Source organism: Bradyrhizobium japonicum USDA 6, assembly GCF_000284375.1.
GTDB lineage: Bacteria > Pseudomonadota > Alphaproteobacteria > Rhizobiales > Xanthobacteraceae > Bradyrhizobium > Bradyrhizobium japonicum.
In genome coordinates, this window is sequence record NC_017249.1 from 4006919 (window position 1) to 4033279 (window position 26361).

Consider the following 26361-nt stretch of genomic DNA (forward strand, 5'->3'; position numbering starts at 1 on the left):
AATGATCACATTTGATTCAGAGTCGTTGATCGACCGCAACACCTCTGAGGTTGTGCGAGCCCACTTGGCAACCAAGTACGCAGATCAAACGCACCGGGGAGTGGGGTGATCGCCGCGAGCTTGACGACTTTGCCGCACGAAGCACGTCGGCTCGCGTTGCGGATGCAGCTGAAGCAGGCGGCATCTTCTGAGGCTGCGATGAGTTGACGCGTGCAACTGTGAACTGGAGTACAGTGGTGCTGGAGAGTTCGTCCTAGGCTCCCGCCATCGGCAATCAGCCGCGCGGGCGGAAGCCATGAATTACTCGTCCGTAGCAGAACGCGCAATCGAAGCCGTCAATCGGCTGCTCATCGCGGCGATGACGTTGGCCTGGACATCCGCGCTTGACCATCAGCATGCATTGCCGCCGCAAGAAGAGGACGGCGACACTGACGATGCTTGTCCCGAGCGGGACAGCTCCGCCGCATCGGATGGCACTGGAAAACAGCACTGAAGATCCGGTTGCCCTGCGGACATCACACGATCAGATCGTGCGGCACGTGGGCGTGAGCTGAGCCTGCGCCGTGAACCGGATCAATATGCGGCGGGGACGGTTCAGGCATCGACGCCGCCCTGAATCCGTGGGCGACGCCAGCATGTTCGTGATGACCGGACGGGTCCGAAGGATCGTCCCATCCTGCGCTGAGCTCTGAATGGTGGCCATGCAAAGCGCCATCCCTGATGGCGTAGGATTCGACCGCCGCGTGCCAGGGCGCGGGCGCAATGTCACCCGAACCGTCAGAGCCGTGCTGCTTGAAATGAAATGAGTCCCCGAGGTGAACCGAAGCACCTCGAGGAAGGCCGTTCTCGGCTATCGGGTCCCCATGATGATGCTCGCGCAGGTGATTTTCGTGGTGTGACGTCTCGATGGAGTCTGGGCTGGACTCGATGCTTGGATCGACCGTGGACGGTGCGACCGGGCCGCTGTCCTTGGAGGCCACACTCTCCCGAGCGGGCTCGAACGGTGCCAACTTGTCGAATACGAACCTATTCTCCGCGACTGCCGTGGGATGAAGCTGGTTGACGGGCTGCACGTGGCTCACCGCGGAGGCCACGTTCTCGCCGGTGGGCGCGTCCGACCGCGTGTTCGTATCGTCGGGCTGAACGAACTGGGTGTGCCTGACGAGGGCAATCCGGTCGCAATCGGCATCGAGCCTGCACCCGCTCGCCTTCGCAGCTTGCCCGGGCCCGTCTCCGTCGATCAGGACGGTTCGCTCATGGACGATTTCGCCCGATGAGAGGCTGGTCACCGTCGTCGGGCTAATGGTCGCGTCCTTGTCCGCGCCCGGTTCGAGATTGGTCGGCTCGGCTGCCGTCGCATGACTCGACGTTTCCAGCGCGAGCATGAAATCCGACGTCTGGACGGTGGAGAAGCCATCGAGATGGACTTCCACCAGACTGGAATCGCCGATGCTCAGGCTTTGATCCGTCGGATTGACGTAAACGATGGTCTGGTTCGCCGAGCTGTCGTAGAGCCAGGCGATCGTATGTGCGGGCACCGTCGTGCTGGAGGGGTCGAGTGCCAGAACGGAGAGGGTGAGCGCGCCGAGTGCCATCAGGTCGCTCCGCTCGGAGTCTGCCTTGAAGCCGGAGATGATATCAGGGCGCGCTGCACTGGAATTCGACGTCGAGGCAAAGACGAAATGATCGTCTCTGGAGCCGCCAGCAAGAAGGGTCTGTTCGTGTCCGTCGTGAGAGGTGTCGCCACCGCCGCTTGCGCCGATCTTGCCGTGATCCGGACTTTCGGCGGAGACACGGATGCCACCCGTGTTCGCGTCATGGGTGCTCGCAGCCACCGTCGGACCGGCGGTAAAAGCTCGCGCAACCGCATTGTCTTCGGGGGGCGCGGCGGTGTGGGGCGGATCGGCGGCATCGAGAGCCGCCGCGTGGCCGAAATGGTCGCGATCGTCGGCGCCGTGGATTGTGATAGCTATGGTCTGTTCCGTCCCATCGATGGTCGTGACCGCAAAGGTGTCGGTCAAAGTCTCGCAGGAAGAAAGCGCCTGCACGGCACAGTTGGTGGTGTCGAGCGTGTAGGTCCACACACCGGCGGCGGTCATCGTGAAAGTGCCGTAGCCGCCCGCGCTCCGTGTCGCACAAGTGATCGGCGTGAATGTGTTCGGCGCGTTGTCGACGTCGGTGTCGGTCAGTCTGCCGCTCGCCGTCGGCTTGCCATGTTCCCTGCAATCGGGCTCGGTCACCGAGCCGGTGATGCAGCCGTGGATGATGGCCGGATCGTTCGTGCCGTGGATGGTGACCGTCACCACCTGCGCGGTGCCGTCGATGGTGGTCACGGTGAAGGTATCGGTCAGGGTGTCGCAGGCGTTCAGCGCCTGCACGACGCAATTGGTGTTATCGAGCGTGTAGGTCCAGACGCCGTCAGCCGTCATCCGGAAGCAGCCGTAACCGTGGTCGCTCGTCCTCGGCTCGGTCACCGGCGTGAAGCTGTCGGGAGTATTGTCGACATCCGCATCTGCAAGCTTGCCGGTCGCGATCGGAGTCCCGGGCTTCCAACATGCGGCTTCCGTCACGGTGCCGGTCGTCGCCCCGGAAATGATGGCAGCATCGTTGGCGCCATTGATCGTGATGGTAATCAATTGCGGGGTGCCGCCGATGCTGGTCACCGTGAAGGTGTCGGTCAGCGTCTTGCCGATGTTGAGAGCCTGCACTGCGCTGTTGGATTGATCGAGCGTGTAGCTCCAGACGCCGTCGGCGGTCATCGTGAAAGTGCCGTAGCCGTGTGCACTCTTCGTCGGGGAATTGACAGCCGTGAAAGTGTTGGCGGGGTCGTCGACGTCGATATCCGAAAGCTTGCCGGTTGTGACAGAGGGGCCGGATGCGGCATTGGCGACTGCGGCATTGGCGACGCCGCCCAATTCGACTGACGTGCCGGTCGTCGTGCCGGAGATGATCGCCGCGTCGTCGGCCCCGTTGATGTTGATCGTGAAGGCTTGTTGAGTCGAAAGCGACCCGTCGGACACGGTGATCACAAAGCTATCGGTGGTCGGCGTCTTCAGCGCATTGATCGCGCCACTGTCGGGAACGAAGGCATAGGCGCCAGTCGAGCTGTTCAGATAAAGCGTGCCATAAGAGCTGGTCTTCGATACATCGTAGATCGCTCCCTGCAACGCAGTCGCGCCCGTAGCGCCTCCGCTGATGCCGAAAGTCAGCGCGGCGCTGGAGCTGCTGGCGCTGAACGTTCCCGTCGTTGCAGTGAAGACGTCGAACGCGATCGTGTCGAGTTCAAGCGGGCCTGCCTGCACATTCAAGATCGGTGGCGTCCGCACGGGCGTCACGGGCGTGATGATGTCGGGCACCGTGACGATGATCGGCTGCAACGGTGGCAGCGCGTTTGGCCCCGCGGGCGCTATGAAATTGATCGGCTCCAGCGGCAGGGATTCGACGAACGGAGGGGTGCCGGACCCGTTCTTGCCAAATCCCTTAGACAAATTTTCGAGCGCCTCCTGCTGGGCCACCCGCAGCTCCTCCATGCGCGTGGGGCTGTTGTCGAGCTGATTCACGGTAAGCCCTGAGCCGACCTTGCTCAGCTCGACCGTTTGTCCGGGGTCCTCGACGATGATGTGCCGCGGTATTGGTTCCTTGGTCGTGAGCTCGAACACGCCGTGTGCGAAGTCCTTGTACGTAATGGTATCGTCGTCCAGGAACGTTGCGTTCGGGTCTGCGGCCCTGACCTCTTTGATCATCGAGAAGAGCAATGCCGTGAGCGACAGCATCCCGAAACGGCCGGCAGAGGCTCGCTCATGAGATTGAACAGCGGTTACATCAGGAAGATTGCTCTTCGCCGTCTTCACGCGGCGATGCAGGCCGGCAGCGGCTTCGCGCTCGTCCCCGTGCTCTCCAGTGGACGTGACGGCCATTTTTCAACCTCGATTGCCGAGCGGTCAGCCTCAGGCGTCGCCCTATGCCACCGCATCTTGGCCGGCCTGCCGCGTCACGCGGTCGGGAACAATTTTGTGCCGGCAACCTCAGCCATGCCCGCTAAAAGACGTGGTTTCCGAGAATTCCACCGAGCCGATCACGGCAGAATTGCTGTCGTTTCACCCGACGGCACCGCTTTCAGCGCCAAAAGCTGTTTGAAATTGCCCGGCGCGGATAGTGACTCTTTTGGACACGGCGATCAGCCATTCGGAGTACCCCGGAATAACCATTTTGGCTGTCGTGGTTTGCTGTGGCTGGTCTGCCATTATCCCCGATGGCTTTCGCCGGCGCTGTCGGAGCCGTTCGGATGCTCGAGGATCATATCTTCGAAAAGGAGGAAGCCATGGGCACTCGTGCAACGATTGTTCTCATGGCAGGTCTCGTCTTTGCGCTGGCCGCCTCGTTACCCCGCCCGGTTCAGGCGCAGGACGATTCTCCGCGGCGTGCTGTGCTGGATTCGTCGTCAAAGCCAATCGGGAAAGTTGTGACAGCCGATGGCTCGGTCATCATCGAGCATGCGGGCGCCGCCATTGTCCAGGCAAACGTCGGGGGCGAACCCATCCAGACGAAGATCGGTGATCTCGTCTATTTGGGCGATTTGGTTCGAACCGGTGCCGACAGTCGGGTCGGCATCAACTTCGTCGATGGAACTTCGTTCAACTTGTCGAGCAACGCCCGCATGACATTGGACGAATACGTCTACGAGCCGGGTGGAAAGTCCAATTCGACAGTCTTCAACCTGACCAAGGGTACGTTCGTTTTTGTTGCCGGCCAGGTTGCGAAGACCGGCGACATGAAGATCGAAACGCCGGTCGCGACGATGGGCATTCGAGGCACCACACCTCACGTCGAAATCTCGGACGACGGAACCACCAAGTTTTCCACTCTGATCGAAGAGGGCAAGAACAAATATGCGAAGAAGCCCGGCGCTGCGGGGACACGCCAACGCGAGCAAAGGGCCGAGCAAAGGCTCAATCTGAACATCTGCCGCGGCTGCTAGAGAATTGGTCCCAGCCGGTGCAATCGCCAGATCTCAGAAGATCGGGAGCCTGACATGAAACCAGGATCCTCCGTTGCCGAAGGCGGACTGGCGCTTGTCGTCCTGATGTTGGTCGGCTTGCCGGTCGTGGCCCAAAGCTCCAAGGTGAAGGACAGCTATCTCAGCAATATCGAACTGTGCAACGGGACGGGTACCACCTCGCTCGATGCCCGGATCGGTGCCTGCACGACTTTCATACAGGCGCGTCCAGATTCGACGGCAGCTCTGGCAATCGCGTACAACAATCGCGGCAACGCCTACACTGCAAAGGGCGACTACGACAGCGCCATCAGCGATTTCGATCAGTCGATCGCACTCAATCCGACATACGCAAAGGCCTTCAACAACCGCGGCGTGGCTCACTTGAGGAGACGCGAATATGAGCTCGCGATCGAAGCCTTTGATAATGCGATCAAGCTCGATCCTGGCTATGGCGCTGCCTTCGTCAACCGCGCCGGAGCCTACCTGAAGAAGAACGACCATCAGCGCGCGGCGCATGATTACGACGAGGCAATCCGCCTCCAGCCCGCCTCGCGGGCGGCATGGAGCGGACGATGTTGGACCCGGGCGGTTCTTGGTGCCTCGCGAGAAGCGCTGGAGGATTGCGACAGAGCGCTTCAATCGGGATCGACCAGCGCTGCAGTGTACGACTCGCGTGGGCTGATCCACCTGAAGATGGGTGAGTTCGGTGCGGCGATCGATGACTACAATTCCGCCCTGCGAGCTGCCCCGGAACTGGCGAGCGCGTTGTTTGGCCGCGGGCTTGCCAAGCTGAAGCAAGGCGATGCGATCGGCGGAAAATCTGACATTTCGACTGCAAAGACAATTCAGAAGAACATCGGTGACGAGTTCGCGCGTTATGGCGTCGATTACGACTGAGTTGGCCCGGTGAGGCGGAACGAATCGGAGGTGAATATGGATGCAAGGTTCGCGCTCATTCAGGCTCACGACGATAGCATTCGCCGCTATCAGCGGTTGTTGAACACGCCGCTGACGGATCTCGAGCGTGAGTACATCGAGCGCCGAATCTTGGAAAAGCGATTGACCTTGCAGTCAATTCGCGAAGCGCGAGGCAAGTTGAATGCCTTGCCGGCCAATCGGGTTTGATTGGCATTCCTGACGGGTGCGAAGAAGGGGTGTTAACACCTCCTTAACCACTTGCTCTCCAGATTTCGAAGCACGAACGCCCGAGCCCGCAAGCAGGCGTCGCGACGCGCTGTGCCGGGTGTATTCGTCATTACAGCATTAACAAGTCCTTAATTGGCAAAACCTACAGTCGACGGCACGGGCCGGCGCCAGTGCCGGCATGGACCGCCGAATTGGAAGAAACGCCGCCAATGGCGCAGAAGGCTGCCGCTGGATTTATGTCGCGAGCCCGCGTCTTGGCGCGGGGGCTGTCGCGCCATGTCCGCAAGGCACCCGTGCTGGCGGCCTGCCTGCTCATCGGCCTCGGTGTGCCCGCCCGCGCCGCCGATGTGGTCCGGGGCGAGGCGGCTTTCTCGGCCAGTGGCGGCTTTGCCCGTCTGGTGATCAAGCTCGGCGAGGACGTTCCCTCCGAGGTGACGACGGCCGGCTCCATTCTCATCATTCGCTTCGACCGGGCGGTCGACGTTCCCGTCGATCGCGTTCCGGAAGGTGCGCCCGACTACGTCAATTCTGCCCGCCGCGATCCCGACGGTAGCGCCATCCGCCTGTCGCTGGCGCGGCGCGTCACCGTCAACACCATGAACGCCGGCGAGCGCACCTTCATCGACCTGTTGCCGGAGGGCTGGAAGGGGCCGCCGCCAAGCCTGCCGATGGACGTGGTCAAGGAACTGGCCGAGCGCGCGCGTGTCGCCGAACGCGCCTTGCGCGCCCAGCGCGCGGCAGCCGAGACCAAAAAGCGTCCGCAGATCCGCGTGCGCGCCTCGGTGCAGCCGACTTTCGTGCGCTTCGTGTTCGAAATGCCCGACGGCGTCGGCGTGTCCTCCGTGCTCAACGAGCAGAAGCTGACGCTCGCGTTCAATGCCGGCCTCAATTTCGATCTGGCGGACGCCGTCGTCGCCGCGCCCCCGAACGTCGCCTCGATCAAGCAGAAGTCCGACATCGACCAGACCAGTGTCGAGATCGCGCTGATCGGCGATTCGGACGTGCACTCCTTCCGCGACGAGAAGAATTACGTCGTCGACATCTCCTTCCAGCCCGACAAGGGCAAGACCGCCGCGACGGCTGAGGCGGTGATCGCGCAGGCAAAGCCCGTGGCCCAAAGCCACGGACCGGCTCCGGAAAAGCCGGCGGCCGAGAAGCCGAAGGAGGCCCATCGCGAGATCGCGCCGCCGACGTCCGAGACAATCGCGCGCGAAGCCAAGATCGAAGCCAAGATCGAAGCCAAGCCCGAGGTGAAGCCGGAAGCTCCGGCGGCGATGCCGCCGGTCGAAGCACCGAAGCCTGCGCCGGCTCCCGCGGCCGAAGCACCGCATGCCGCGGAACCGCCCAAGGACGTGTCGAAGCCTGCGGCGCCGGCAGCGGAAGCTGTGGTCGCGCCCGTCAAGCCCGCGGTGTCCGAAGCGCCCAAGGAGGTCGTGAAGGAGGCTGCGAAAGAGCCGGTCAAGGAAAGCGTGAAGGCCGCACCTGCCGAGGCGCCGGCCGCGCCGCAGCCCACCGTGGCCAGCGTCGATGTCCGCCGCGACAGCGATGGCTTGCGCGTGATCTTCCCGCTTCAGGTGGCAACGCCTGCGGCGGCGTTCCGCCGCGGCGATACGGTGTGGCTGGTGTTCGATACGCCGAAGCCGATCGACGTCGAGGCGATCCGCGGCCGGGGCGGCGCGATGATCGGCGAGGTCAGCCGCATGCCGCTCGACAAGGGGCAGGCGGTCCGCATCCGTCTCACCCGGCCGCTGGTCTACTCGCTGACGAGCGAGGAGGTCGGCAAGGAGACCAATTGGCTCCTGACGCTCGCCGACAAGATCCAGGCGACGCCGCTGCCGCTGATGATGTCGCGCAACATCACCGACCCCGCGCTCGCCAATATCGCGATCCCCTTCGCCAATCCGGGCCTGCTGCACAAGCTGACCGATCCCGACGCCGGCGACACGCTCTATGTCGTCACCGGGCAGCGGCCGGTGCGCGGCTTCATCAAGCGGCAGGATCTCGTCGATCTCTCACTGCTGGAATCCGCGCACGGCATCGCGATCCGGCCGAACTCCGACGAGGTCGGCGTCGAGGTTGGAGCCGACAAGGTCATTCTCGGCAAGAAGGGCGGACTGACGCTGTCGCCGGTCGATATCTCCGCCGAGCGGGCACCGACCGCGGTGCGGCCGGTCTTCAGTCCGGAAGGCTGGCGCAAGGGCCAGTCGGAGGATTTCTGGACGCGCCAGGGCAGTCTGATCACGGCGATCGCGGCCGTCGAGCCGGCGCAGCGCTCGCTACCGCGGCTCGATCTCGCGCAGTTCTACATGTCGCGCGCCATGTACCACGAGGCCAAGTCGGTGACCGACCTGATGCTGGCCGATCCCCTCAACAAGGAGGAGAGCGGCGCGCTGATCATGCATGCGATCGCGAACATCCTGATCGGCCGGCCAGCGCAGGGCTTGAAGGACCTCGCCAATCCCGTGATCGGTAACAGCCACGATTCCCAGCTCTGGAAGGCGCTCGCCTATGCGCGCCAGGGCAAGTGGGCGGATGCGCGCGAGAAGTTCAAGAACGTCGAATTCGCCATCGCCTCGCTGCCGATCGACATCCAGCGCATCGTGACGATGGAGGCGATGCGCGCCTCGCTCGAGGTGAAGGATTATGCCGGCGCCTCCAAGCGCCGCAGCGAGATCGAGGTGGTCGGCATATCGCCCGAGGCGGCGCCCGGCTTCGCCGTGCTGCGCGGCCGGCTCGCCGAGGCCCTCGGCCACGACAAGGACGCGCTCGACGACTACAAATTCGCGGTCGCCTCGAATGATCGTCAGGCGGCGGCCGAGGCCAAGCAGCTCGAAGTGGCGCTGCGGCAGAAGCGCGACGAGATCAGCAAGGAAGACGCGCTGCGTGAGCTCGAGACGCTGTCGATGACCTGGCGGGGCGACTCGATCGAGGTCAAGACGCTCCAGATGCTGTCGCAGATATATGCCGAGAACGGGCGCTACCGGGACGCGCTCAGGGCGGCGCGCACCGCGACAAGGCTCCAGCCGAACGCCGAGGCCTCGCGTCAGGCGCAGGACCTCGCCTCCGACCTGTTCACGCAGATCTTCCTGGGGCCCAAGGGTGACGAGCTGCCGCCGGTCGAGGCGCTCGGGATGTTCTACGAGTTCCGCGAGCTGACGCCGATCGGCCGCCGCGGCGACGAGCTGATCCGCCGGCTCGCCGACCGTCTCGCCTCGATCGACCTGCTCGACCAGGCCGCCGAGCTGTTGCAGTACCAGGTCGACCATCGCCTCGAAGGCGCAGCCCGCGCCCAGGTCGCCGCGCGCCTGTCCATGATCTACCTCGCCAACCGCAAGCCCGACATGGCGATCTCGGCGCTGCGCGCGAGCCGAATCAGCGATCTCTCCGGCGAGCTGCGGCAGCAGCGGCTGCTGCTGGAGGCGCGCGCGCAAAGCGACGTCGGCCGCCACGATCTCGCGCTCGACATCGTCTCCAACGTTTCCGGGCGCGAGGTGCTCCGCCTGCGCTCCGACATCTTCTGGGCGGCACGGCGCTGGCGCGAATCCGCCGAGCAGATCGAGCTCTATTACGGCGACCGCTTCCGCGACTTCAAGCCGCTCAACGCGGTGGAGAAGAGCGACATCATCCGCGCCGCCGTCGGCTATGCGCTTGCCGACGATTCGATCGGCCTGTCGCGCTTCCGCGAGAAATATGCGCCGCTGATGAGCGAGAGTGCGGACCGGGTCGCCTTCGACATCGCGAGCAAGCCGGCAGCGTCCTCCAGCGCCGAATTCGCCGAGATCGCCAAGCTCGCCGCCAGCGTCGACACGCTCGACGGCTTCCTGCGCGAGATGAAGCAGCGCTTCCCCGATGCCACCGCCCGCGCGCCGGCCTCGCCGCAAGCCAAGGACGAGGCCGACCACACCGGCTCGCTGCCCACGATCCCCGTCGTGCGGCAGATCAAGATGACGCGGTAGGAACCCTGCTACCACGTGGCCTCTCGACAGGTGCCCGTTGAAGCGGCAACCTGCGCGTCTTTATGCCGGGAGAGCGTCGATATGAGCAAGCCTGCCAAGACCGAAGCCGAACTCATCGCCATGGCGCGGGCCGAATTGAAGGTCCATGCCGATGGTCCGGATGACCTCGTCATCTCGATCGTCCGCGACGGCGACGGCTGGGAATTCCGCGCCGATGCAGACCAGGCCGCGACGGATAAGCCGGGCTTCCCCGAAAGCGTCGCCATGCTGGTGCAGATCGGCGATCACCTCAGCAGGCAGTATGACGTGAAGGGGTAGGGGCGCGCTGTCGACGCCGTCTCGCTGTATGCCACGTTCTCGGTGTCATCGCCCGACTTGATCGGGTCCAGTATTCCAGAGACCGCAGTGATGAAATCGAAAGGCCGCGGCGTACGGGATGCCCCGGTCCCGGCTCCGCTAGGCTAGGCCGGGCCCACAAGGGCGCTCGGCCGGCGACGCTTCAGCGAAGACGGCAAGCCGGGACATGACGGCGGATGGAGCCGCAGTTATCCGCCTCCGTAACTCTGCACCAGGCTTCCCGCCACCAGCGACCAGCCATCGACCAGCACGAAGAAGATCAGCTTGAACGGCAGCGAGATCGTTGCGGGCGGCAGCATCATCATGCCCATCGACATCAGCACGGAGGCGACGACGAGGTCGATGATCAGGAAGGGGAGAAACAGCAGGAAGCCGATCTCGAAGGCGCGCTTCAACTCGGAGATCATGAAGGCGGGGACGAGGATGCGCAGCGCGAGGTCATCCGGCGTGGCCGGCGGCGGCTCGCCCGAGAGATCCAGGAACAGCTTGAGGTCCTTCTCGCGCACGTTCTTCTGCATGAAGCCGCGCAAGGGGACGGAAGCGCGCTGGAGTGCGTCCTCGACGCCAAGCTGGTTGGCGACGAGCGGGCGGATGCCCTCGTCGTAGGACTTCTGCAGGACGGGTCCCATCACGAAGAAGGTGAGGAACATCGCGAGCGCGATGATCACCGAGTTCGGCGGCGCGGTCGCCGTGCCCATCGCGGTGCGCAGCAGCGACAAGACGACCACGATGCGCGTGAATGACGTCATCATGATCAGGATCGACGGCGCGATCGACAGCACCGTGAGCAGCGCGATGAGCTGGATCGCGCGCTCGGTGACGCCGCCGCCCCCCTGACCGCCGAGATTGATGCTGATATCCTGCGCATGCGCAGGCATCGCGAGCAAAGCCGCGGCGATCAGGACAGAAAGAAAAACAACTCTACGCGGGAGGGCCGGCAGCCTCACGAAGACGGCTTCGGACGGCCGAGCAGCGAGGCCATCTCGTCTTCGAGATTTTCAAAGCTGGTCTTCTCCGCGGCCGGCTTTGCGGGCGGAGCCGGGGGTGCCGGCGGCTCGCTGCGTGCGGCGCGGGGCGGGGGTGGCGCGGGCGGCTCGGGCGAAACCGGAGGCGCGACCGTCTCGCCGGCCGGGCGGCGCAGCGCGGCTTCGAGCCGCTGCGCCATCTCGGCGAGATTCTGCTCGGCGTTCGAGGGCGCGGCGGGAGCGGGGGCCGGCGGCGGAACGGGCGGAGCCTGCGGCACGGGCGGAGGAGGCGGTGGCGCGGCCGCGCGCTCGGCGCGCATCGGGGGCACTTTCACCGCCTCGCTCTGCCGCGGGGGACGCGGCATCAGCGGAGGCTCGCTGCGGGCGATGCGCGGCGGAACCGGCTCGGGGCGTGCCTCGCGCTCGGGGCGCGGCGGCAGGATCGGCTCAGGCGGAAAGCCCGCCAGTGGCGGTTCGTTGCGGCGCTCGGCCAGTGCGGGAGCAGGCCGGCGTACCTCGTCGGCGAAGGAGGGACGCGGCCGCGGCGGCGGCTCGGGCATTTGCGGTTCGGGGTGATCGAGCAGCTCGGGCCGCGGGGCTTCGTCGGTCCAGCTGCTGGTATCGGGCATCGGGGCAAGGCGCGGCGGCTCGGCGGCATTTGAACGCTGCGGAAGCTGGTCGCGGCCGGGCGCGGCGCGCACGATATTGGGCTCGACGACGATGTCGGTGGGACCGCCAATCATCAGGAGATGCTCGACATTGTCGCGCCGGACCAGCACCAGGCGGCGCCGGCCATCGACCGCGGCGGCGTCGATCACGGCAAGCCGGGGCATCCGGCCGCGCTGGGTGTTGGCACCGAGCCGGCTGGTGGCGAATCGGCGAACCAACCATGCGGCGACGCCGATCAACGCCAGAACGACGATGAACGCCACGATGAAGGTGATTGGGCTGCCTTGCATACTTGTCCCCGACAAATGGCGCTTTTCTCGTGCCCATGGTCAGACGCGCCAACCATCGACGTGGGATGCCCCAAAACTGCGATTTCTTAACGTCCCACGGCAAGTTTTGCCGTCCCCAACCCTTAATAACCCATGAATCGCTCGATCCAAAACGACTTCTTGGCCTGTGCATGGCCCGCCAAACGGTTGGGTTAATGCCGCTTTTGGATGCGTAGAATCACGGGGGCGCAAAGTGGTGTTCCGTCAAGGGACATGCATCGATGCCATCTTTAACCACCTGTTAACCATACACGCGGCAAATTCTGCCTAGCTTCGGGCCTTTGGTCCGAGAGGCGGAAGGAGCCGCAACGATGTCCATCAACGACCTCCCGGAGCTGTCGGCGCTTCGCACCAAGATGCAGTGGCACCAGGAACGCCAGCGCGTCCTGTCCGAGAACGTCTCCAATTCCGATACGCCCAAATTCCGGCCGCGCGACCTCGTCGAGCCGAAGCTCGACAAGGCGGGGGCGGTCACGGGCTCGATGGGCCCCCTGGCGCTCACCCGCACCAGCGGTTCCCACATGACGCCGTCAGGTGCTGCTTCGGCGTTCGACCAGAACAGGAATGCAGGTTTCGAGACCCGTCCCGCGGGCAACGCGGTCAATCTCGAGGAAGAGATGATGAAGGCCGCCAGCAACCAGATGGACTATGCGGCGGTGACCTCGCTGTATTCCAAGAGCCTGCGTCTGCTCAAGACCGCGATCGGCAAGGGCTAGGGCATGATCCGGAAAAATGTGCAGCGGCTTTCCCTCGCGACAAACGCGGAGCGTTTGCGCGGAGATCATGCTCAAGAGCTAAGGGAAGCGCATCATGGCGAATGACAGCAGCGACTTTGCCCGCTCGATGGCGATCGCGACCTCCGGCCTGCGCGCGCAGGCCGGGCGCATGCGGGTGATCTCGGAGAACATCGCGAACGCGGATTCGACCTCGCAGACATCAGGCGGCGATCCCTACCGGCGCAAGGTGCCGACCTTCTCCTCCGCGCTCGACCGCACGCTCGACGCGCAGGTCGTCACCCTCGGCAGGATCAAGCCGGACCAGTCGAACTTCCGCACCAAATACGAGCCGAACAATCCGGCGGCCGATGCGACCGGCAACGTCAAATATCCAAACGTGAACTCGGTGGTCGAGATGACCGACATGCGCGACGCGCAGCGGTCCTACGAGGCCAATCTCAACATCATCAGTGCGACGCGCCGGATGATCCAGCGCACGCTCGACATCCTCAAGAGCTGAACAGGACATTTGAGCCATGGCATCACCGACAATCGCAGCCAATGCTTATGCCAACCTCGCCCGCGTGCTGGAGAACAGCGGCGCCGGCAAGGGCAGCGAAGCGAGCGGGCAGTCCTTTGCGTCGCTCCTGAAAGACGCCGTCGGCAGCGTCATGGAGTCCGGCCGCAAGTCCGACGCGCAGACGGTCGCGATGGCCGCCGGCAAGGCCAACGTGATGGACGTGGTGACGGCGGTCGCCGACACCGACGTCGCGGTGTCCACGCTGGTCTCGGTCCGCGACCGCGTGATCGCGGCCTATGAAGACATCATGAAGATGCCGATCTGATTTTTGGCGCTCGCGCTCGCCCCAATCGTCATTGCGAGTGCAGCGAAGCAATCCAGAATCTTTCCGCTGGCGACAGTCTGGATTGCTTCGCTGCGCTCGCAAGGACGGGGATAAGCCTTTGCTTCGCTCGGAACAGCGGTGGGGAGGCGAGAAATGAACAAGGAATTCTGCACATGACCGGACCTGAAACCCTCGACGTCGCGCGTGATGCGATCTGGACCATCGTGATCGTGTCCTCGCCGCTGATGGTGGTCGGCCTCGTGGTCGGCGTCGTCGTGTCGCTGTTCCAGGCGCTGACGCAGATCCAGGAGCAGACGCTGATCTACGTGCCGAAGATCCTGGCCATCTTCGCCACGATGCTGTTGGCGCTGCCGTTCATGGCCGACGCACTCCATTCCCACATGATGCGGATCTCGTCGCGAATCATCGGCGGCTAAGGCACAATGCGCCCGACATGCGCATCGACGTCTCGCTGCTGCCGGCGCTCGCCGCTTCCTTCATGCTCGCCTTCGCCCGGGTCGGTGCGATGGTGATGCTGTTGCCGGGGCTGGGCGAGACCAATATTCCGACGCGGATCAAGCTGGCGATCGCGCTGCTGCTCACGCTGATCATCCTGCCGCTGCATCGTAACGCCTACCAGGTCGACATGGGCTCGATCGCGCCGCTGCTGGTCATGATGCTGCATGAGATCGTGATCGGCATCGTGCTGGGGGCGACCGCGCGCGTGACGTTGTCGGCGCTTCAGGTCGCGGGCGCCGTGATTGCGCAGCAGATGGGGCTCGGCTTCGTCACTTCGGTCGATCCGACACAGGGGCAGCAGGGCGTGCTGGTCGGCAATTTCCTGACCATGCTCGGGGTGACGCTGCTGTTTGCCACCGACAGCCATCATCTGGTGATCGCCGCGCTGAACGACAGCTATACGATCTTCGCGCCCGGCGAGACCGTATCGAGCGGCGACGTCGCTTCGCTGGCGACGCGCGCCTTTGCCGCCGCGTTCAGCCTGGGCTTGCAGCTTTCCGGACCGTTTCTGGTGTTCGGCCTCGTCTTCAACATCGGGCTCGGCGTGCTGGCGCGGCTGATGCCGCAGATGCAGGTCTATTTCGTCGGCGTGCCGTTGTCGATCTTCGCGGGCTTCCTGGTGCTTGCCGTGGTGCTCACCGCGATGATGGGCACGTATCTCGACTATTTCATCGGTGTCATGCACCAGATGATGCCGCTCAGATAGGTGATCGATGGCAGACGACAACGATCCCGACAGTCAAACAGAAGACCCGACACAAAAGCGTCTCGAAGAGGCGCTCGAACGCGGCGACGTCGCCAAGAGCCAGGAGATCAACACCTGGTTCATGATCGCGGGCGGCACGCTCGTGGTCTCCACCTTCTCGGGCTCGGTGGGCAGCGGGCTGGTGACGCCGATGCGCAACCTGCTCGCCAACTCCTGGATGATCAAGACCGACGGCAGGGCTCTGCTCGCGCTGATGCAGCAGATCGAGGTCGCCGTGCTCGCGGCGATCGGCGTGCCCCTGCTGATGCTGGTGCTGGCGGCGATTGCCGGCAACGTGCTCCAGCATCGCCTGGTCTGGTCGGCCGAATCCCTGAAGCCCAAATTCAGCAAGCTGTCGCCGGCCGAGGGCTTCAAGCGCATCTTCGGCAAGCAGGCTGCCGCGAACTTCCTCAAGGGGCTCGGCAAGCTGGTCGTGCTCGGCGCGGTCATGACTGTGGTCCTGTGGCCGGAGCGCCATCGCATGGAGGCGATGGTCAGGCTTGATCCGGCCGCCATGCTGGGCGCCAGCACCAGCCTGACCATTCATCTGCTCGGCGCGGTGGTCGCGGCGCTCGCGATCATCGCCATCGGCGACTATTTCTTCCAGTATCGCAGCTGGTTCCAGCGGCAGAAGATGTCGCTCCAGGAGATCAAGGAAGAGTTCAAGCAGTCCGAAGGCGACCCGCACATCAAGGGCAAGCTCCGGCAATTGCGCCAGCAGCGCTCCAAGAAGCGCATGATGGCGGCGGTTCCCAAGGCCTCCGTGATCATCACCAACCCGACCCACTATTCGATTGCGCTGTCCTACGAGCGCGGCATGTCCGCCCCGATCTGCATCGCCAAGGGCGTCGACAACCTCGCCTTCAAGATTCGGGAGATCGCGCGCGAGCACGACATCCCGATCGTCGAGAACGTACCGCTCGCCCGCGCGCTCTATGCTACCGTCGAAATCGACCAGGAAATCCCGACCGAGCACTACCATGCGGTCGCCGAGGTCATCGGTTACGTCATGCGGCTGAAGCACGGATTCGGTGCCGGACGCGGATAAAATGCCCGAAAAGTACCGGAAATGGCCGTAATCTGGGAATCAGCGTACCTTTCGCCCTTGCTGCCCTTGCGCCTGCGGGTCCGATTCAGGCAGGGAGGACCCCACGCGCCCCGTAGCGCGTTGATTCTCTGCCGACAGGCTGTGCCAGCTTGAAATGACTGCCGAGACCGACCACGACCTCACACGCGAGCCCGTTGCGGCGCACGAGCCGTCGCCGCGCTCGGGCAGCATTGCGCTGGTGCTGCTGGTGGCCGCCGGCCTCGTCGCCGTCGCCGTCGGGTTGATGACGCTCGGGCGCGCGCAGGCGCAGCCCTATATCCTCGGCATCCTCGCCGTGCTGGCGATGGTCGGCCTGTTCAACCTGTTCGCCTTCGCCGCCGGCATCATCCGCTTCGTCGACCGCAGTCTCGACGATCCCGTGATGGGGCGCATTGCCGATCACGCCTTCGACGGCCTGGCCGTGACCGATCCCCGCGGCCACGTGGTCTATTCCAACGCCGCCTATCTGACGCTCACCGGCGCCAGCGGACCGCAGGAGGTGCGGCCCGTGGAGCGCGTCTTCATCGGCAACCCCGACGTCTCCGAAGCCGTGTTCCGCCTGCTCAAGGCCGCGCGCGAAGGAAAACGGCAGCAGGAAGAGGTGCGCATCTCCGGCCATGACGGCAGCCAGGGCCGCTGGCTGCGCATGCGGGTGCGCCCGCTCGGCACCGGGAAGCGCGAGGCGAAATACGCGGTGTGGTCGATCGCCGACATCACCCGCGACCGCGAGCGCCAGGAGGACGTGTTCCAGGAACTCCAGCACGCGATCGAATATCTCGATCACGCGCCCTGCGGCTTCTTCTCGGTCAATCCGGCCGGCGAGCTCGCCTATGTCAACGCGACGCTGGCGAACTGGCTCGACTACGATCTCGCCGAGATCGGCTCGGGCGGGCTGAAGCTCACCGACATCGTCTCCGGCGACGGCGCCTCGCTGCTCACCGCCATCGTGGCGGTGCCGGGCGAGGTGAAGACGGAAGTCTTCGACATCGACCTGCGCATGCGCACCGGCAAGACCATGCCGGTGCGGCTCTATCACAAGCTCGCCTTCGGCGCCGACGGCGCGCCGGGGCCGTCGCGCACGCTCGTCATCAGCCGCGCCCGCGACGAGCGCAGCGATCCCGACCGCGCCGCCGAAGTGCGCTTCATGCGCTTCTTCGACCACACGCCGATGGCGATCGCGACCGTCGACCGCGGCGGCAACGTCGTGCGCGCCAACGCGCGCTACGCCAAGCTCGGGCAGGCCCTCGGGCTCGACAGCGCCAGCAAGTCGATCTTCCGCGCGGTCAACTCGCGAGACCGGCACCTCTTGATCACGGCCATCAACCAGGCCGCGGAGGGCCAGGCCGACGTCGCGCCGGTCGAGGTGGCGCTCGAAGGAACCAAGGAGCGCTGGGGCCAGTTCTTCGTCACGCCGGTGGATGCCGCCGAGAACGACGCCGAAGCCGCCATCGTGCACATGCTCGAGACCACCGAGCGGCGCGCCCTGGAGAACCAGATCAACCAGTCGCAGAAGATGGAGACGGTCGGCCAGCTCGCCGGCGGCATCGCCCACGACTTCAACAACGTGCTCTCCGCCATCATGATGGCGAACGACTTCCTGCTGAACGCGCACAAGCCGACCGATCCGTCGTTCCAGGACATCATGCAGATCAAGCAGAACGCGACGCGCGCCGCGACGCTGGTGCGGCAGTTGCTGGCGTTCTCGCGGCGCCAGACGCTGCGGCCGCAGGTGCTCGACCTCGGCGATGCGCTGTCCGATCTCGCCATGCTGCTGCGCCGGCTGATCGGCGAGAAGGTCAAGCACGAGACCATCCATGGCCGCGATCTCTGGCCGGTGAAGGTCGACGTCTCCCAGTTCGAGCAGGTGATCGTCAACCTCGCGGTGAACGCGCGCGACGCCATGCCCGACGGCGGCAAGCTGATCATCCGCACCGCCAACGTCACCGCGGAAGAAGCGGCCAAGCTCGCCTACAAGGGCATGCCGGCCGCGGACTATGTACGGATCGAGGTCGCTGACACCGGCACTGGCATCCCCGCCGATATCCGCGACAAGATCTTCGAGCCGTTCTTCTCGACCAAGGAAGTGGGCAAGGGCACCGGCCTCGGGCTCTCCACCGTCTACGGCATCGTCAAGCAGACCGGTGGCTTCATCTACGTGGACTCGGAACCGGGGCAGGGGACTTCGTTCCATATCTTCCTGCCGCGCCATCACGCCGAGCCCGAGGTGCAGGAGCAGCCCGCAGCAGTGGTCGGCGCGGCCAATGGCGCCGCGAAGGAGACCGCACCTGCGGGGGCGGAGGCCAAGCCGCGCACCGATCTCACCGGACAGGGCACCATTCTTCTCGTCGAGGACGAAGAGGGCCTGCGCGCGCTGAACGCACGCGGCCTGCGCTCGCGCGGCTACACCGTGGTCGAGGCCGAGAACGGCGTCGAGGCCATGGAGGTCCTGGAGGAGCAGAGCGGTGCGATCGATCTCGTCGTCTCCGACGTCGTGATGCCTGAGATGGACGGCCCGACGCTGCTGAAGGCGATGCGCGAGAAGAACCCTGATATTAAGTTCATCTTCGTCTCCGGCTACGCCGAGGACGCCTTCGAGAAGAGCCTGCCCGAAGGCCAGCAATTCGACTTCCTGCCAAAGCCGTTCACGCTCAGCCAGCTCGTGGCGGCCGTGAAGGAGACGATGGCAAAGGCGGGATGAGGGTGCGCGCTCGTCACGTTCCCCGCAATGACGAGGAAAAAGCGGAATTCGCCTGGTTCCTCCGCGCCCGCGGCCAAACCCCCGCCAAATATGGGCTTTTGCCACATCCCCGCGACTGAGGGCCGCAGCCATAAGTTCCGAAACCGGCTTCACTTTTCGGGAAGTCTGCCCATCTTAAGAGCACGTCCCCATGCCGGGGATTTGGGAAACGCACATGACTTTCTCGCAACGCTCCCGCACTCTCTTCAAGACCCTCGCCGTCATGCTGGCGCTTGCGCTGCCGACTGCGCTGGTGATTTCGTCCGCCGACGCCCGCGTCGGTGGTGGCATGTCGTCGGGTTCGCGCGGCTCGCGCACCTATTCGGCGCCGCCTTCGACCACGACCGCACCGGGCTCGACCTCGCAGTTCAACCGGACCTACACCCAGCCGGGTGCCGGCATGAACTCGGCTGCGGCTGCGCCCGCGCGCGGTGGCCTGTTCGGCCGCGCCGGCGGCTTCATGGGCGGCCTGGCGGCCGGCTTCCTCGGTGCCGGCCTGCTCGGCATGCTGTTCGGCGGCGGCCTGTTCGGTGGCCTCGGCGGCCTGTCGTCGATCCTTGGCCTGATCATCCAGATCGTGCTCGTGGTGGTCGTGGTGCGGCTGGCGATGTCGTGGTGGCAGCGCCGCCATACACAGCAGGCGGCCTACGCCAACGCTGATGCAGGTAGCGGCCCGGGACCGCAGACGAATTATCGCAGCGGCCTCGGTGGCGGCGGCCTCGGTGGTGGACTTGGCGGCTTCGGCTTCGGCGCAAACAATGCACCGCTCGAGATCAAGCCTGATGACTATGAGGCATTCGAGCGCCTGCTCGGTGATGTCCAGACTGCCTGGTCGAACGAGGACGTGGCCAAGCTGCACACGCTCGCGACGCCGGAAATGGTCTCCTATTTCGAGCAGGACCTCGGCCAGAACCGCGCGCGCAACGTCGTCAACAAGGTGACCAACGTCAAGCTGTTGCAGGGCGACCTCGCGGAGGCCTGGCGCGAAGGCGAGACTGAATACGCCACGGTGGCGCTGCGCTTCGCCCTCACCGACAAGACGCTGGACCGCAACAGCGGCGCGGTTGTCGCCGGCAGCGAGCAGCCGGGCGAGGCGACCGAGATCTGGACCTTTGCCCGCCGTCCGGGCAGCGGCTGGGAATTGTCGGCGATCCAGCAGACCAACTGATCGTACGCGGATTAAAGACAAGGGCGTCGTGCTTCGGCACGGCGCCCTTTTTCTTTGAGCCGCTTATATCCTGATACGGCCGACCATTTTGCGCGAAGCACTTAATTGCTTGTTGCCCGCGCAGAGCTCCCGCAATTTCGCGCCTGCCGGTTAGAGAGGGAGATATTCGGTGAGCCAGTCTGTCGCGCGCTCCAGGACAAATCACGAAACCATTGGCAGGAATTCGTCCCCGCCGCTGGAGGCGATCGAAGCGGCGTATGACCGGATCGAGGCCGAGCGCGACCGCAATTGCTGGATCTATCTCCGCCCGCGGGAGGAGGCGCTTGAAGCATGCCGGAAGCTCGTGGCGCGCGCGCGGACGGGCGAAAAACTTCCGCTGCTCGGCATTCCCTTTGGTGTGAAGGACAATATCGATGTCGAGGGAATGCCGACCACTGCCGCATGCCCGGCGTTCAGCTACACGCCCTGGCATTCCGCGCACAGCGTCGAACGCCTCACCGCGGCCGGAGCAATTTGCCTCGGAAAGACCAATCTCGATCAGTTCGCCACAGGCCTGTCCGGCGCGCGTTCGCCCTATGGCCCCTGCGCGTCGGTTGCCGATGCGCGCTATATTGCGGGCGGCTCCAGTTCTGGGTCCGCGGTCGCCGTGGCGGCCGGGCACGTCGCGTTCGCGCTCGGCACCGATACCGGCGGGTCCGGCCGCATACCTGCCGGCTTCAACAACATCGTCGGAATCAAGCCGACCGTTGGGCTGGTGTCATCACGCGGGCTGGTGCCGAATTGCCCGACGATCGATTGCGTTTCGGTGTTCTGCAACACCGTCAGCGACGGCGAGGCGATCATCGAAATCATCGAGGGGTTCGATTTCGAAGATCCCTACAGCCGCTTGCCCAGGACCTTTTCTTTCGCCACGGGAACGGTGCCATCCTTCCGCTTCGGCCGCATCGCGTCCGCCGATCTCGAATGCTTCGGCATGCCGGAATGCGGCGAGCTCTATGAGCGCGCCTGCGAGCGTTTTGCGCAGATCGGAGGAACGGCGATCGAGGTGGACTTCGCCCCGTTCCGCCAGGCCGGGGAGTTGATGTTCAGCGGGCCCTGGGTCGCGGAGCGGAACTCGGCCATCGCTTCGCTTATGGACATCAATTCCGGCTCCCTGCTTGATGTCACGAGGACCGTGCTGGGCTCAGCCGCCGGCTATTCAGCGATCGACACATTTGGTGCCATTCACCGTTTGCACCGGCTTCGCCGCGACGCCGAGGCGATCTTTGCGGGTATCGATGCGCTGGTGGTCCCGACCGCACCGCGGCCGTTCACGCTGGAGGAGATGGATCGCGATCCGATCATCCTCAACAATCGCCTCGGCTACTACTCGTACTTTGCCAATCTGCTCGATCTCTGCGGCGTGGCGGTTCCGAACGCGACATTGCCGAACGGCATGCCCATGGGCGTGACCCTGCTGGCGCCGGCCTGGCATGATCGTGCGCTGATCGGACTGGCGCGGCGGTTCGAGGCCAGTGCAGGCCGAGCGGCGTTCGAATTGAAGTCTGGCGGCTGAAGGCGGAATTTATTCCATCTCTTGCTCGAGCATCGAAAGATCCAGGATCGAGATCACGGTTCTGTCGTACCTGATCACGCCTTCCGCCTGGAGCCGTGCGAGCTGTACTGTGACCCATTGGCGGGTGGATCCGATGAGATTGGCGAGATCGCCGTGGGTAAACGGCATCCCGATGACGATCTCGCCGCCGCGCTTCACGCCATAGACGTGCGACAGGAAGATCAGCAGGCTATGCAGCCGCTCGGTCACCGAGCGCGTCCCGAGCATCTGGGCCATCGCCGAATAGCATCGCGCCTTGAATGCCAGGGCATCCAGCAAGGCGACGGCGATCGCCGGCGATTCCAGCGCAAGCCGCCGCAGCGCCAGTCCCGGCATGAACGTCAACAGGCTGGGTTCGGCCGCAACCGATGACCACATGTGCGGGCCCGTTCCGAATATATCGGGGCCGCCGACGAAGTTGCCGGGAAACCAGTAGGCGAGCGTGACCTCACGCCCCGACGGCGCCGCATAGTAGCTGCGTATGCGTCCCTCGCTGATCAGGTAGATCCCAGCCTGTGTGTCGCCCTGAGACCAAACCAGCTGGCCGGCGTCCAGGGCCCTCTCGCGTCCGATCGCACGCAGCCGATTGCGATCAGCCCGGTTGAGACCGTCCAGCAAGCCGGGCAGCGGCCTGACGAGATTGTCCGACTCGGCCAGCATCACGCCTGCCGCTATCGCGCTATTGGCCCTGTGCATCGCCGGCTCCACTGTGAGACCCGGCATCGATTATTCAAGAACCATGCCAGCGTGCTGCGGGCTGCTTCTCGATTTCCAAGTTCTGGGCGATCAGCTCGCGTCCGACTGATTGAATGCCCGCAACCCTTCTGCGCGGATGACGTCGAGACAATCCTTCTTGAGGGAAAGATAGGTTGGCTCGACCATGACAGAACTCGACCGCGGGCGCGGCAGCTTGACCGCGACTTCGCGCAGGATGCGGCCGGGTCCTGCGCTCATGATGAGAACACGGTCGGCCAGCACGATGGCTTCATCGATGTCATGCGTGACGAACACGATCGTCGCCTTGATCCGGTCGCGCAGCTCCAGCAGATTGTCCTGCATCACCGCCCGGGTCTGCGCATCGAGGGCCCCGAAGGGCTCGTCCATCAGCAGTACGCGGGGCTGATTGGCCAGCGCTCGCGCGATCGCGACCCGCTGTTGCATGCCCCCGGACAGCGTGTTCGGATAGGCGTCGGCGAAACGCTTGAGACCGACCATCGCGATCAGATCGTCGGCGATGGCATTCGCTTCCATCCTGGACTTCCCAAGCATCTTGGGGCCATGGGCGATGTTCCTGCGGACCGACTTCCAGGGGAAAAGATGCGGCTGCTGGAACACCATGCCGACATCGGGGCGCGGGCTGTAGACACGCGAGCCCTCTACCAGGATGTCGCCTTCAAACGGCACTTCCAGTCCGGCGATCGTATTGAGCACCGTCGACTTGCCGCAGCCGGAGGGCCCGACGATGCAAACGAACTCGCCAGGTGCCACGTCAAAGGACACGCGATCCACCGCGATGGTCTGCCCGCGGCGGGTGTCAAAAACGATGCTCAGGTTTGAGACTTGAATGGCCGGTTGTTTCCGCGCCGGTTCGACGGAGGCCGGCGAACTTGCCAGAGCCAGTTTCATGATCGATCGAGCTCCCGACATCAACGCCACCAGACAGTACGTTCCGCAAGAGCCGAAAACAGCCGGTCGGCAGCGAACGAAATCAACCCGAGCGCTGCGAGCCCGCCCATGACCTGGCCCGTTTGCAAATTCTGCTGCGCAATCTCGATCCTGTAGACAATGCCGGCGAAAGCGCCTGCGAGTTCGGCGGCGACAAGCGTGTAAAACGAGATGCTGACGGCGGTGCGCAACCCGACCACGATGTAAGGAAGCGCGCCCAGCAGCACGATCTCCTGGAGCATCTGCCGCCGGGGCGTGCCGAGCATCAACGCCGCCCGGATCAGGCCGCGGTCGACCTTCTGCACGCCGATGTGGGTCGAAAGCCAAACCGTGAAGAACACGCCCCATACGACCAGGAACAGTTTCCCTGCCTCCGACAGGCCGAACCACAGGATGACGATCGGCACGAAAGCAATCGGCGGAATTGGCCGCAGGATATGGAATAGCGGGGACAGCAAGCTCGAAACAACAGGGAATTGGCCGGTGAGGATACCGAGCAGGATGCCGAGCGCGCCGCCCAGGATGAACCCCGTGGTGACGCGAAAGAGGCTGGCCAGCAGATCGCCAAGGAACTGTCCGCTTCGTATCCACTCAAGGACCGCCGCAGCAACCACCGTCGGCGGCGGAAACAGCACCATGTTGACGGCCCCGGACCGGGAGACCAGTTCCCAGAGGCCGACGAACAAGGGAAGCGAAAGCGCCCCGACCAGAATATTGAGGCGGCGAAGACGAGCTGAATCCGGCCGCCGACCGCGACCGTCAGTGCGGAGGACAATCTCCTGTCCTGCTGAAGTGCCGTCCTGCATGGCCGTGCGGGTGCCTATTTCCACGAGAGCGTGACGCGTGCGGGGTCGACCTTCTTCAGCGGCTCGGCGACGACGACCTTGCTGAAGTCGGGCATCGCCGCTCCCGGAGGATGGTTGCCGCTCTCGAGGCGCCATGCTGAGTGGGTCTTGAGAATCTCGATCAGCCGGTCGTCGAGACGCACCTGGTAAACATAGTCGGTCCAGATCGGAGCGAGATCGTCCCGCTTCATGCCGACCGCGTCCGCCACGACCGTGATCGCTTCATCCTGGTGTGCCTTCATCCAGATCTCGGCGTCGATCAGCGCAGCGATGAACTTCCCAACCAGCGCCGGGTTGGCATCCAGATAGGTCCTCATGACAACGATGTTGAACGTTTCGGAGTAAGTGCCCTTTGTATCGAGTTCAGCGGCGGCTTCGCCCAGGGCCTTCTTGGCGTTGGCGATGTGGGGTTCCCAAGTGTCGATCGCGTCGATGCTTCCGGCCGCAAGCGCCGGCAGCATCTCCTGCGGCCGCAGATTGACGAGGGTGACATCCTTGGGAGTCAATCCCGCCGACTTCAGCAACGTCGCCGTGTAGACCTCGCTGCCGGTGCCGGCAGTGAATCCGATTCGCTTGCCGCGCAGGTCTGCCTTGGTCTTGACGCCGGCTTTGGCCGCAACGACCGTCTTGAGGTCGGAATATTCCATGCCGGCGACGAAGGCGATGGGCTGGTTTGCCATCGCCGAAGCGGTGACCGGCGCCTCCGCCGTTGTCGCGATGTCGGCGCCGCCCCCGATCACGGTGTCCAGGCATTGCTTGCCGGACGTGAAGTTCGAAACCGTAATGTCCAGTCCGTGCTTTTCGAAAATCCCTTTCGATTTGGCGATGATCGCAAGGCCGGAGATCGGCGCGAGGTTTTGCGCAAGCCGGGCTTTGAGCAATTCCGCGGCCGCGGCGCAGCCCGGACTGATGGCAAGGCAGCAAAGCGCGGCATAGCCGGCAATTGCCGCAATTGGGCGGACGGTGTTCCAGTGCATGACGATCTCCCCTCGCGCCGCGCCCGGCGGCAGCCCCGATGTGATCGCGGATGCCGCCCTGAACGGCCCCGCAGCGGACTCCCGCGTCCTCTCCTGGGCGATCTCTTGAGGATCGGCCCCACGTTGGTATGCTCGCCCGGCGCTACCGTCCCGGGAAGCAATTAATCGACATGGCGCTCGGAGCGACCGGTCGTGCGCCGCCGCTCGAGGTGATGCGCGTGCGGCGGATGGCCGCTGGAATAATGTCTGTCGCGACGGGTTCATGTCAGCGGGTCAAAGACCGTCCAGCCAGGCGCAATCGCAGGAACAATCGGGAGGATAGGATGAGCATTATTGCCAGGGTCATCGTGCCAGCAGGCGTTGCGCTCGCGGTCTTCGCAAGTCCATCGGTGCGGGCGCAGTCGGCCGACATGACCTTCTTCGTGACCTCGAGCGGCCCGGGCAAGGGCGCCGATCTCGGCGGCCTGGAGGGAGCCGATGCGCAGTGCCAGAAGCTGGCGCAGGCCGGCGGCGCCGGCGCCAAGACCTGGCGCGCCTATCTCTCGGCGCAGGCCGCTGACGGCAAGCCTGCCGTCAATGCCAAGGACCGCATTGGCAAGGGACCGTGGCAGAATGCCAAGGGTGCGGTGATTGCCAAGGACGTTGCCGACCTGCACGGCGCGGCCAATAATCTCACCAAGCAGACCGCGCTCAGCGAGAAGGGCGAGGTCATCAACGGCGCCGGCGACACGCCGAACCGGCACGATATCCTCACGGGATCGCAACCGGACGGCACCGCTTTTGCCGCGGGTGACGACAAGACCTGCAGGAACTGGACGTCGAGCACGCAGGGCGCGGCGGTCGTCGGCCATGCCGATCGCAAGGGCCTGCGCGATGACGAGCCGTCAAAGTCCTGGAACAGCTCTCACCCCTCGCGCGGTCCCGACGGCGGCTGCTCGCAGGCCGATCTGAAGAGCACCGGCGGCGACGGCCTGCTGTATTGTTTCGCGGCGAATTGAGTTAGGGCGCGCAGCTCTCTCCCCGCGTCATTGCGAGCGTAGCG

The 26361-nt window shown here is 64.5% G+C and carries 23 protein-coding genes; 16 read left to right on the forward strand and 7 right to left on the reverse strand.

The genetic code is table 11. The features are described from left to right. Nucleotides 1-295: 295 nt before the first annotated feature. The gene (locus BJ6T_RS18630; protein ID WP_028170574.1) at nt 296-493 is read left to right on the forward strand and encodes a hypothetical protein; all 198 of its coding nucleotides are present in this window, start codon (nt 296-298) and stop codon (nt 491-493) included. Between the two features lie 22 nt (nt 494-515). Here the strand turns inward: BJ6T_RS18630 and BJ6T_RS42600 are convergent, their stop codons facing one another. Then, complete coding sequence (locus tag BJ6T_RS42600; protein WP_080593877.1) at nt 516-3917, reverse strand: VCBS domain-containing protein; 3402 nt, start codon at nt 3915-3917, stop codon at nt 516-518. A 368-nt stretch (nt 3918-4285) separates the two neighbouring features. Between BJ6T_RS42600 and BJ6T_RS18640 the strand changes: the two genes are divergently transcribed. The 5 genes from BJ6T_RS18640 (at nt 4286) to BJ6T_RS18660 (ending at nt 10419) form a co-directional block, all read left to right on the forward strand. After that, nucleotides 4286-4978 carry a FecR family protein gene (locus BJ6T_RS18640; RefSeq protein ID WP_014494012.1) on the forward strand — a complete coding sequence of 231 codons (693 nt, stop codon included), beginning with the start codon at nt 4286-4288 and terminating at the stop codon, nt 4976-4978. A 105-nt stretch (nt 4979-5083) separates the two neighbouring features. Continuing rightward, nucleotides 5084-5896: a tetratricopeptide repeat protein gene (locus BJ6T_RS18645; RefSeq protein ID WP_225894831.1), complete on the forward strand. Its 813-nt coding sequence runs from the start codon at nt 5084-5086 to the stop codon at nt 5894-5896. Nucleotides 5897-5932: 36 nt separating this feature from the next. After that, entirely contained in the window at nt 5933-6124 is a 192-nt protein-coding gene (locus BJ6T_RS18650) for a hypothetical protein (protein ID WP_014494014.1), read from the forward strand. Nucleotides 6125-6354: 230 nt separating this feature from the next. Continuing rightward, on the forward strand, nt 6355-10101 hold the full coding sequence (locus BJ6T_RS18655; RefSeq protein ID WP_014494015.1) for a hypothetical protein: 3747 nt from the start codon (nt 6355-6357) through the stop codon (nt 10099-10101). A gap of 81 nt (nt 10102-10182) precedes the next feature. Beyond that, a complete protein-coding gene (locus tag BJ6T_RS18660) occupies nt 10183-10419 on the forward strand; it encodes a hypothetical protein (protein ID WP_014494016.1) in 237 nt (78 codons plus the stop codon). A 227-nt stretch (nt 10420-10646) separates the two neighbouring features. Here BJ6T_RS18660 and fliP read toward each other — a convergent pair whose 3' ends face one another. Further along, nucleotides 10647-11405, reverse strand: a complete 759-nt coding sequence (gene fliP / locus BJ6T_RS18665) for a flagellar type III secretion system pore protein FliP (RefSeq protein WP_028170577.1) — start codon at nt 11403-11405, stop codon at nt 10647-10649. After that, on the reverse strand, nt 11402-12382 hold the full coding sequence (locus tag BJ6T_RS18670) for a flagellar biosynthetic protein FliO (protein WP_014494018.1): 981 nt from the start codon (nt 12380-12382) through the stop codon (nt 11402-11404). The genes fliP and BJ6T_RS18670 overlap by 4 nt, the downstream gene beginning before the upstream one ends. A 350-nt stretch (nt 12383-12732) precedes the next feature. Between BJ6T_RS18670 and flgB the strand changes: the two genes are divergently transcribed. The 9 genes from flgB to atzF all read left to right on the forward strand — a co-directional run bounded on the left by flgB (nt 12733) and on the right by atzF (nt 21793). After that, on the forward strand, nt 12733-13137 hold the full coding sequence (gene flgB, locus BJ6T_RS18675; RefSeq protein ID WP_014494019.1) for a flagellar basal body rod protein FlgB: 405 nt from the start codon (nt 12733-12735) through the stop codon (nt 13135-13137). Nucleotides 13138-13231: 94 nt separating this feature from the next. Further along, nucleotides 13232-13657, forward strand: coding sequence for a flagellar basal body rod protein FlgC (flgC, locus tag BJ6T_RS18680; RefSeq protein ID WP_014494020.1), 426 nt, complete (start codon nt 13232-13234; stop codon nt 13655-13657). A 16-nt stretch (nt 13658-13673) separates the two neighbouring features. After that, the gene (gene fliE / locus BJ6T_RS18685; RefSeq protein WP_008142413.1) at nt 13674-13982 is read left to right on the forward strand and encodes a flagellar hook-basal body complex protein FliE; all 309 of its coding nucleotides are present in this window, start codon (nt 13674-13676) and stop codon (nt 13980-13982) included. Between the two features lie 173 nt (nt 13983-14155). Beyond that, nucleotides 14156-14419 carry a flagellar biosynthesis protein FliQ gene (fliQ, locus tag BJ6T_RS18690; protein WP_014494021.1) on the forward strand — a complete coding sequence of 88 codons (264 nt, stop codon included), beginning with the start codon at nt 14156-14158 and terminating at the stop codon, nt 14417-14419. 17 nt (nt 14420-14436) lie between these two features. Then, the gene (fliR, locus tag BJ6T_RS18695) at nt 14437-15207 is read left to right on the forward strand and encodes a flagellar biosynthetic protein FliR (RefSeq protein ID WP_014494022.1); all 771 of its coding nucleotides are present in this window, start codon (nt 14437-14439) and stop codon (nt 15205-15207) included. Nucleotides 15208-15214: 7 nt separating this feature from the next. After that, nucleotides 15215-16294: a flagellar biosynthesis protein FlhB gene (flhB, locus tag BJ6T_RS18700; RefSeq protein WP_014494023.1), complete on the forward strand. Its 1080-nt coding sequence runs from the start codon at nt 15215-15217 to the stop codon at nt 16292-16294. A 154-nt stretch (nt 16295-16448) separates the two neighbouring features. Further along, nucleotides 16449-19031, forward strand: coding sequence for a cell cycle histidine kinase CckA (gene cckA, locus BJ6T_RS18705; protein ID WP_014494024.1), 2583 nt, complete (start codon nt 16449-16451; stop codon nt 19029-19031). A gap of 190 nt (nt 19032-19221) precedes the next feature. Beyond that, nucleotides 19222-20238 carry a Tim44 domain-containing protein gene (locus BJ6T_RS18710; RefSeq protein ID WP_014494025.1) on the forward strand — a complete coding sequence of 339 codons (1017 nt, stop codon included), beginning with the start codon at nt 19222-19224 and terminating at the stop codon, nt 20236-20238. Between the two features lie 169 nt (nt 20239-20407). Further along, the gene (gene atzF / locus BJ6T_RS18715; RefSeq protein ID WP_014494026.1) at nt 20408-21793 is read left to right on the forward strand and encodes an allophanate hydrolase; all 1386 of its coding nucleotides are present in this window, start codon (nt 20408-20410) and stop codon (nt 21791-21793) included. 9 nt (nt 21794-21802) lie between these two features. Here atzF and BJ6T_RS18720 read toward each other — a convergent pair whose 3' ends face one another. The 4 genes from BJ6T_RS18720 to BJ6T_RS18735 all read right to left on the reverse strand — a co-directional run bounded on the left by BJ6T_RS18720 (nt 21803) and on the right by BJ6T_RS18735 (nt 25319). After that, entirely contained in the window at nt 21803-22528 is a 726-nt protein-coding gene (locus tag BJ6T_RS18720) for a Crp/Fnr family transcriptional regulator (protein WP_014494027.1), read from the reverse strand. A gap of 90 nt (nt 22529-22618) precedes the next feature. Then, nucleotides 22619-23458 carry an ABC transporter ATP-binding protein gene (locus BJ6T_RS18725; RefSeq protein ID WP_014494028.1) on the reverse strand — a complete coding sequence of 280 codons (840 nt, stop codon included), beginning with the start codon at nt 23456-23458 and terminating at the stop codon, nt 22619-22621. A gap of 20 nt (nt 23459-23478) precedes the next feature. Next, the gene (locus BJ6T_RS18730) at nt 23479-24303 is read right to left on the reverse strand and encodes an ABC transporter permease (protein WP_202556870.1); all 825 of its coding nucleotides are present in this window, start codon (nt 24301-24303) and stop codon (nt 23479-23481) included. A 14-nt stretch (nt 24304-24317) separates the two neighbouring features. Further along, a complete protein-coding gene (locus BJ6T_RS18735; protein ID WP_014494030.1) occupies nt 24318-25319 on the reverse strand; it encodes an NrtA/SsuA/CpmA family ABC transporter substrate-binding protein in 1002 nt (333 codons plus the stop codon). Nucleotides 25320-25642: 323 nt separating this feature from the next. Here BJ6T_RS18735 and BJ6T_RS18740 point away from each other — a divergent pair, with 323 nt between their 5' ends. After that, on the forward strand, nt 25643-26317 hold the full coding sequence (locus BJ6T_RS18740) for a hypothetical protein (protein ID WP_014494031.1): 675 nt from the start codon (nt 25643-25645) through the stop codon (nt 26315-26317). Nucleotides 26318-26361: the final 44 nt, after the last annotated feature.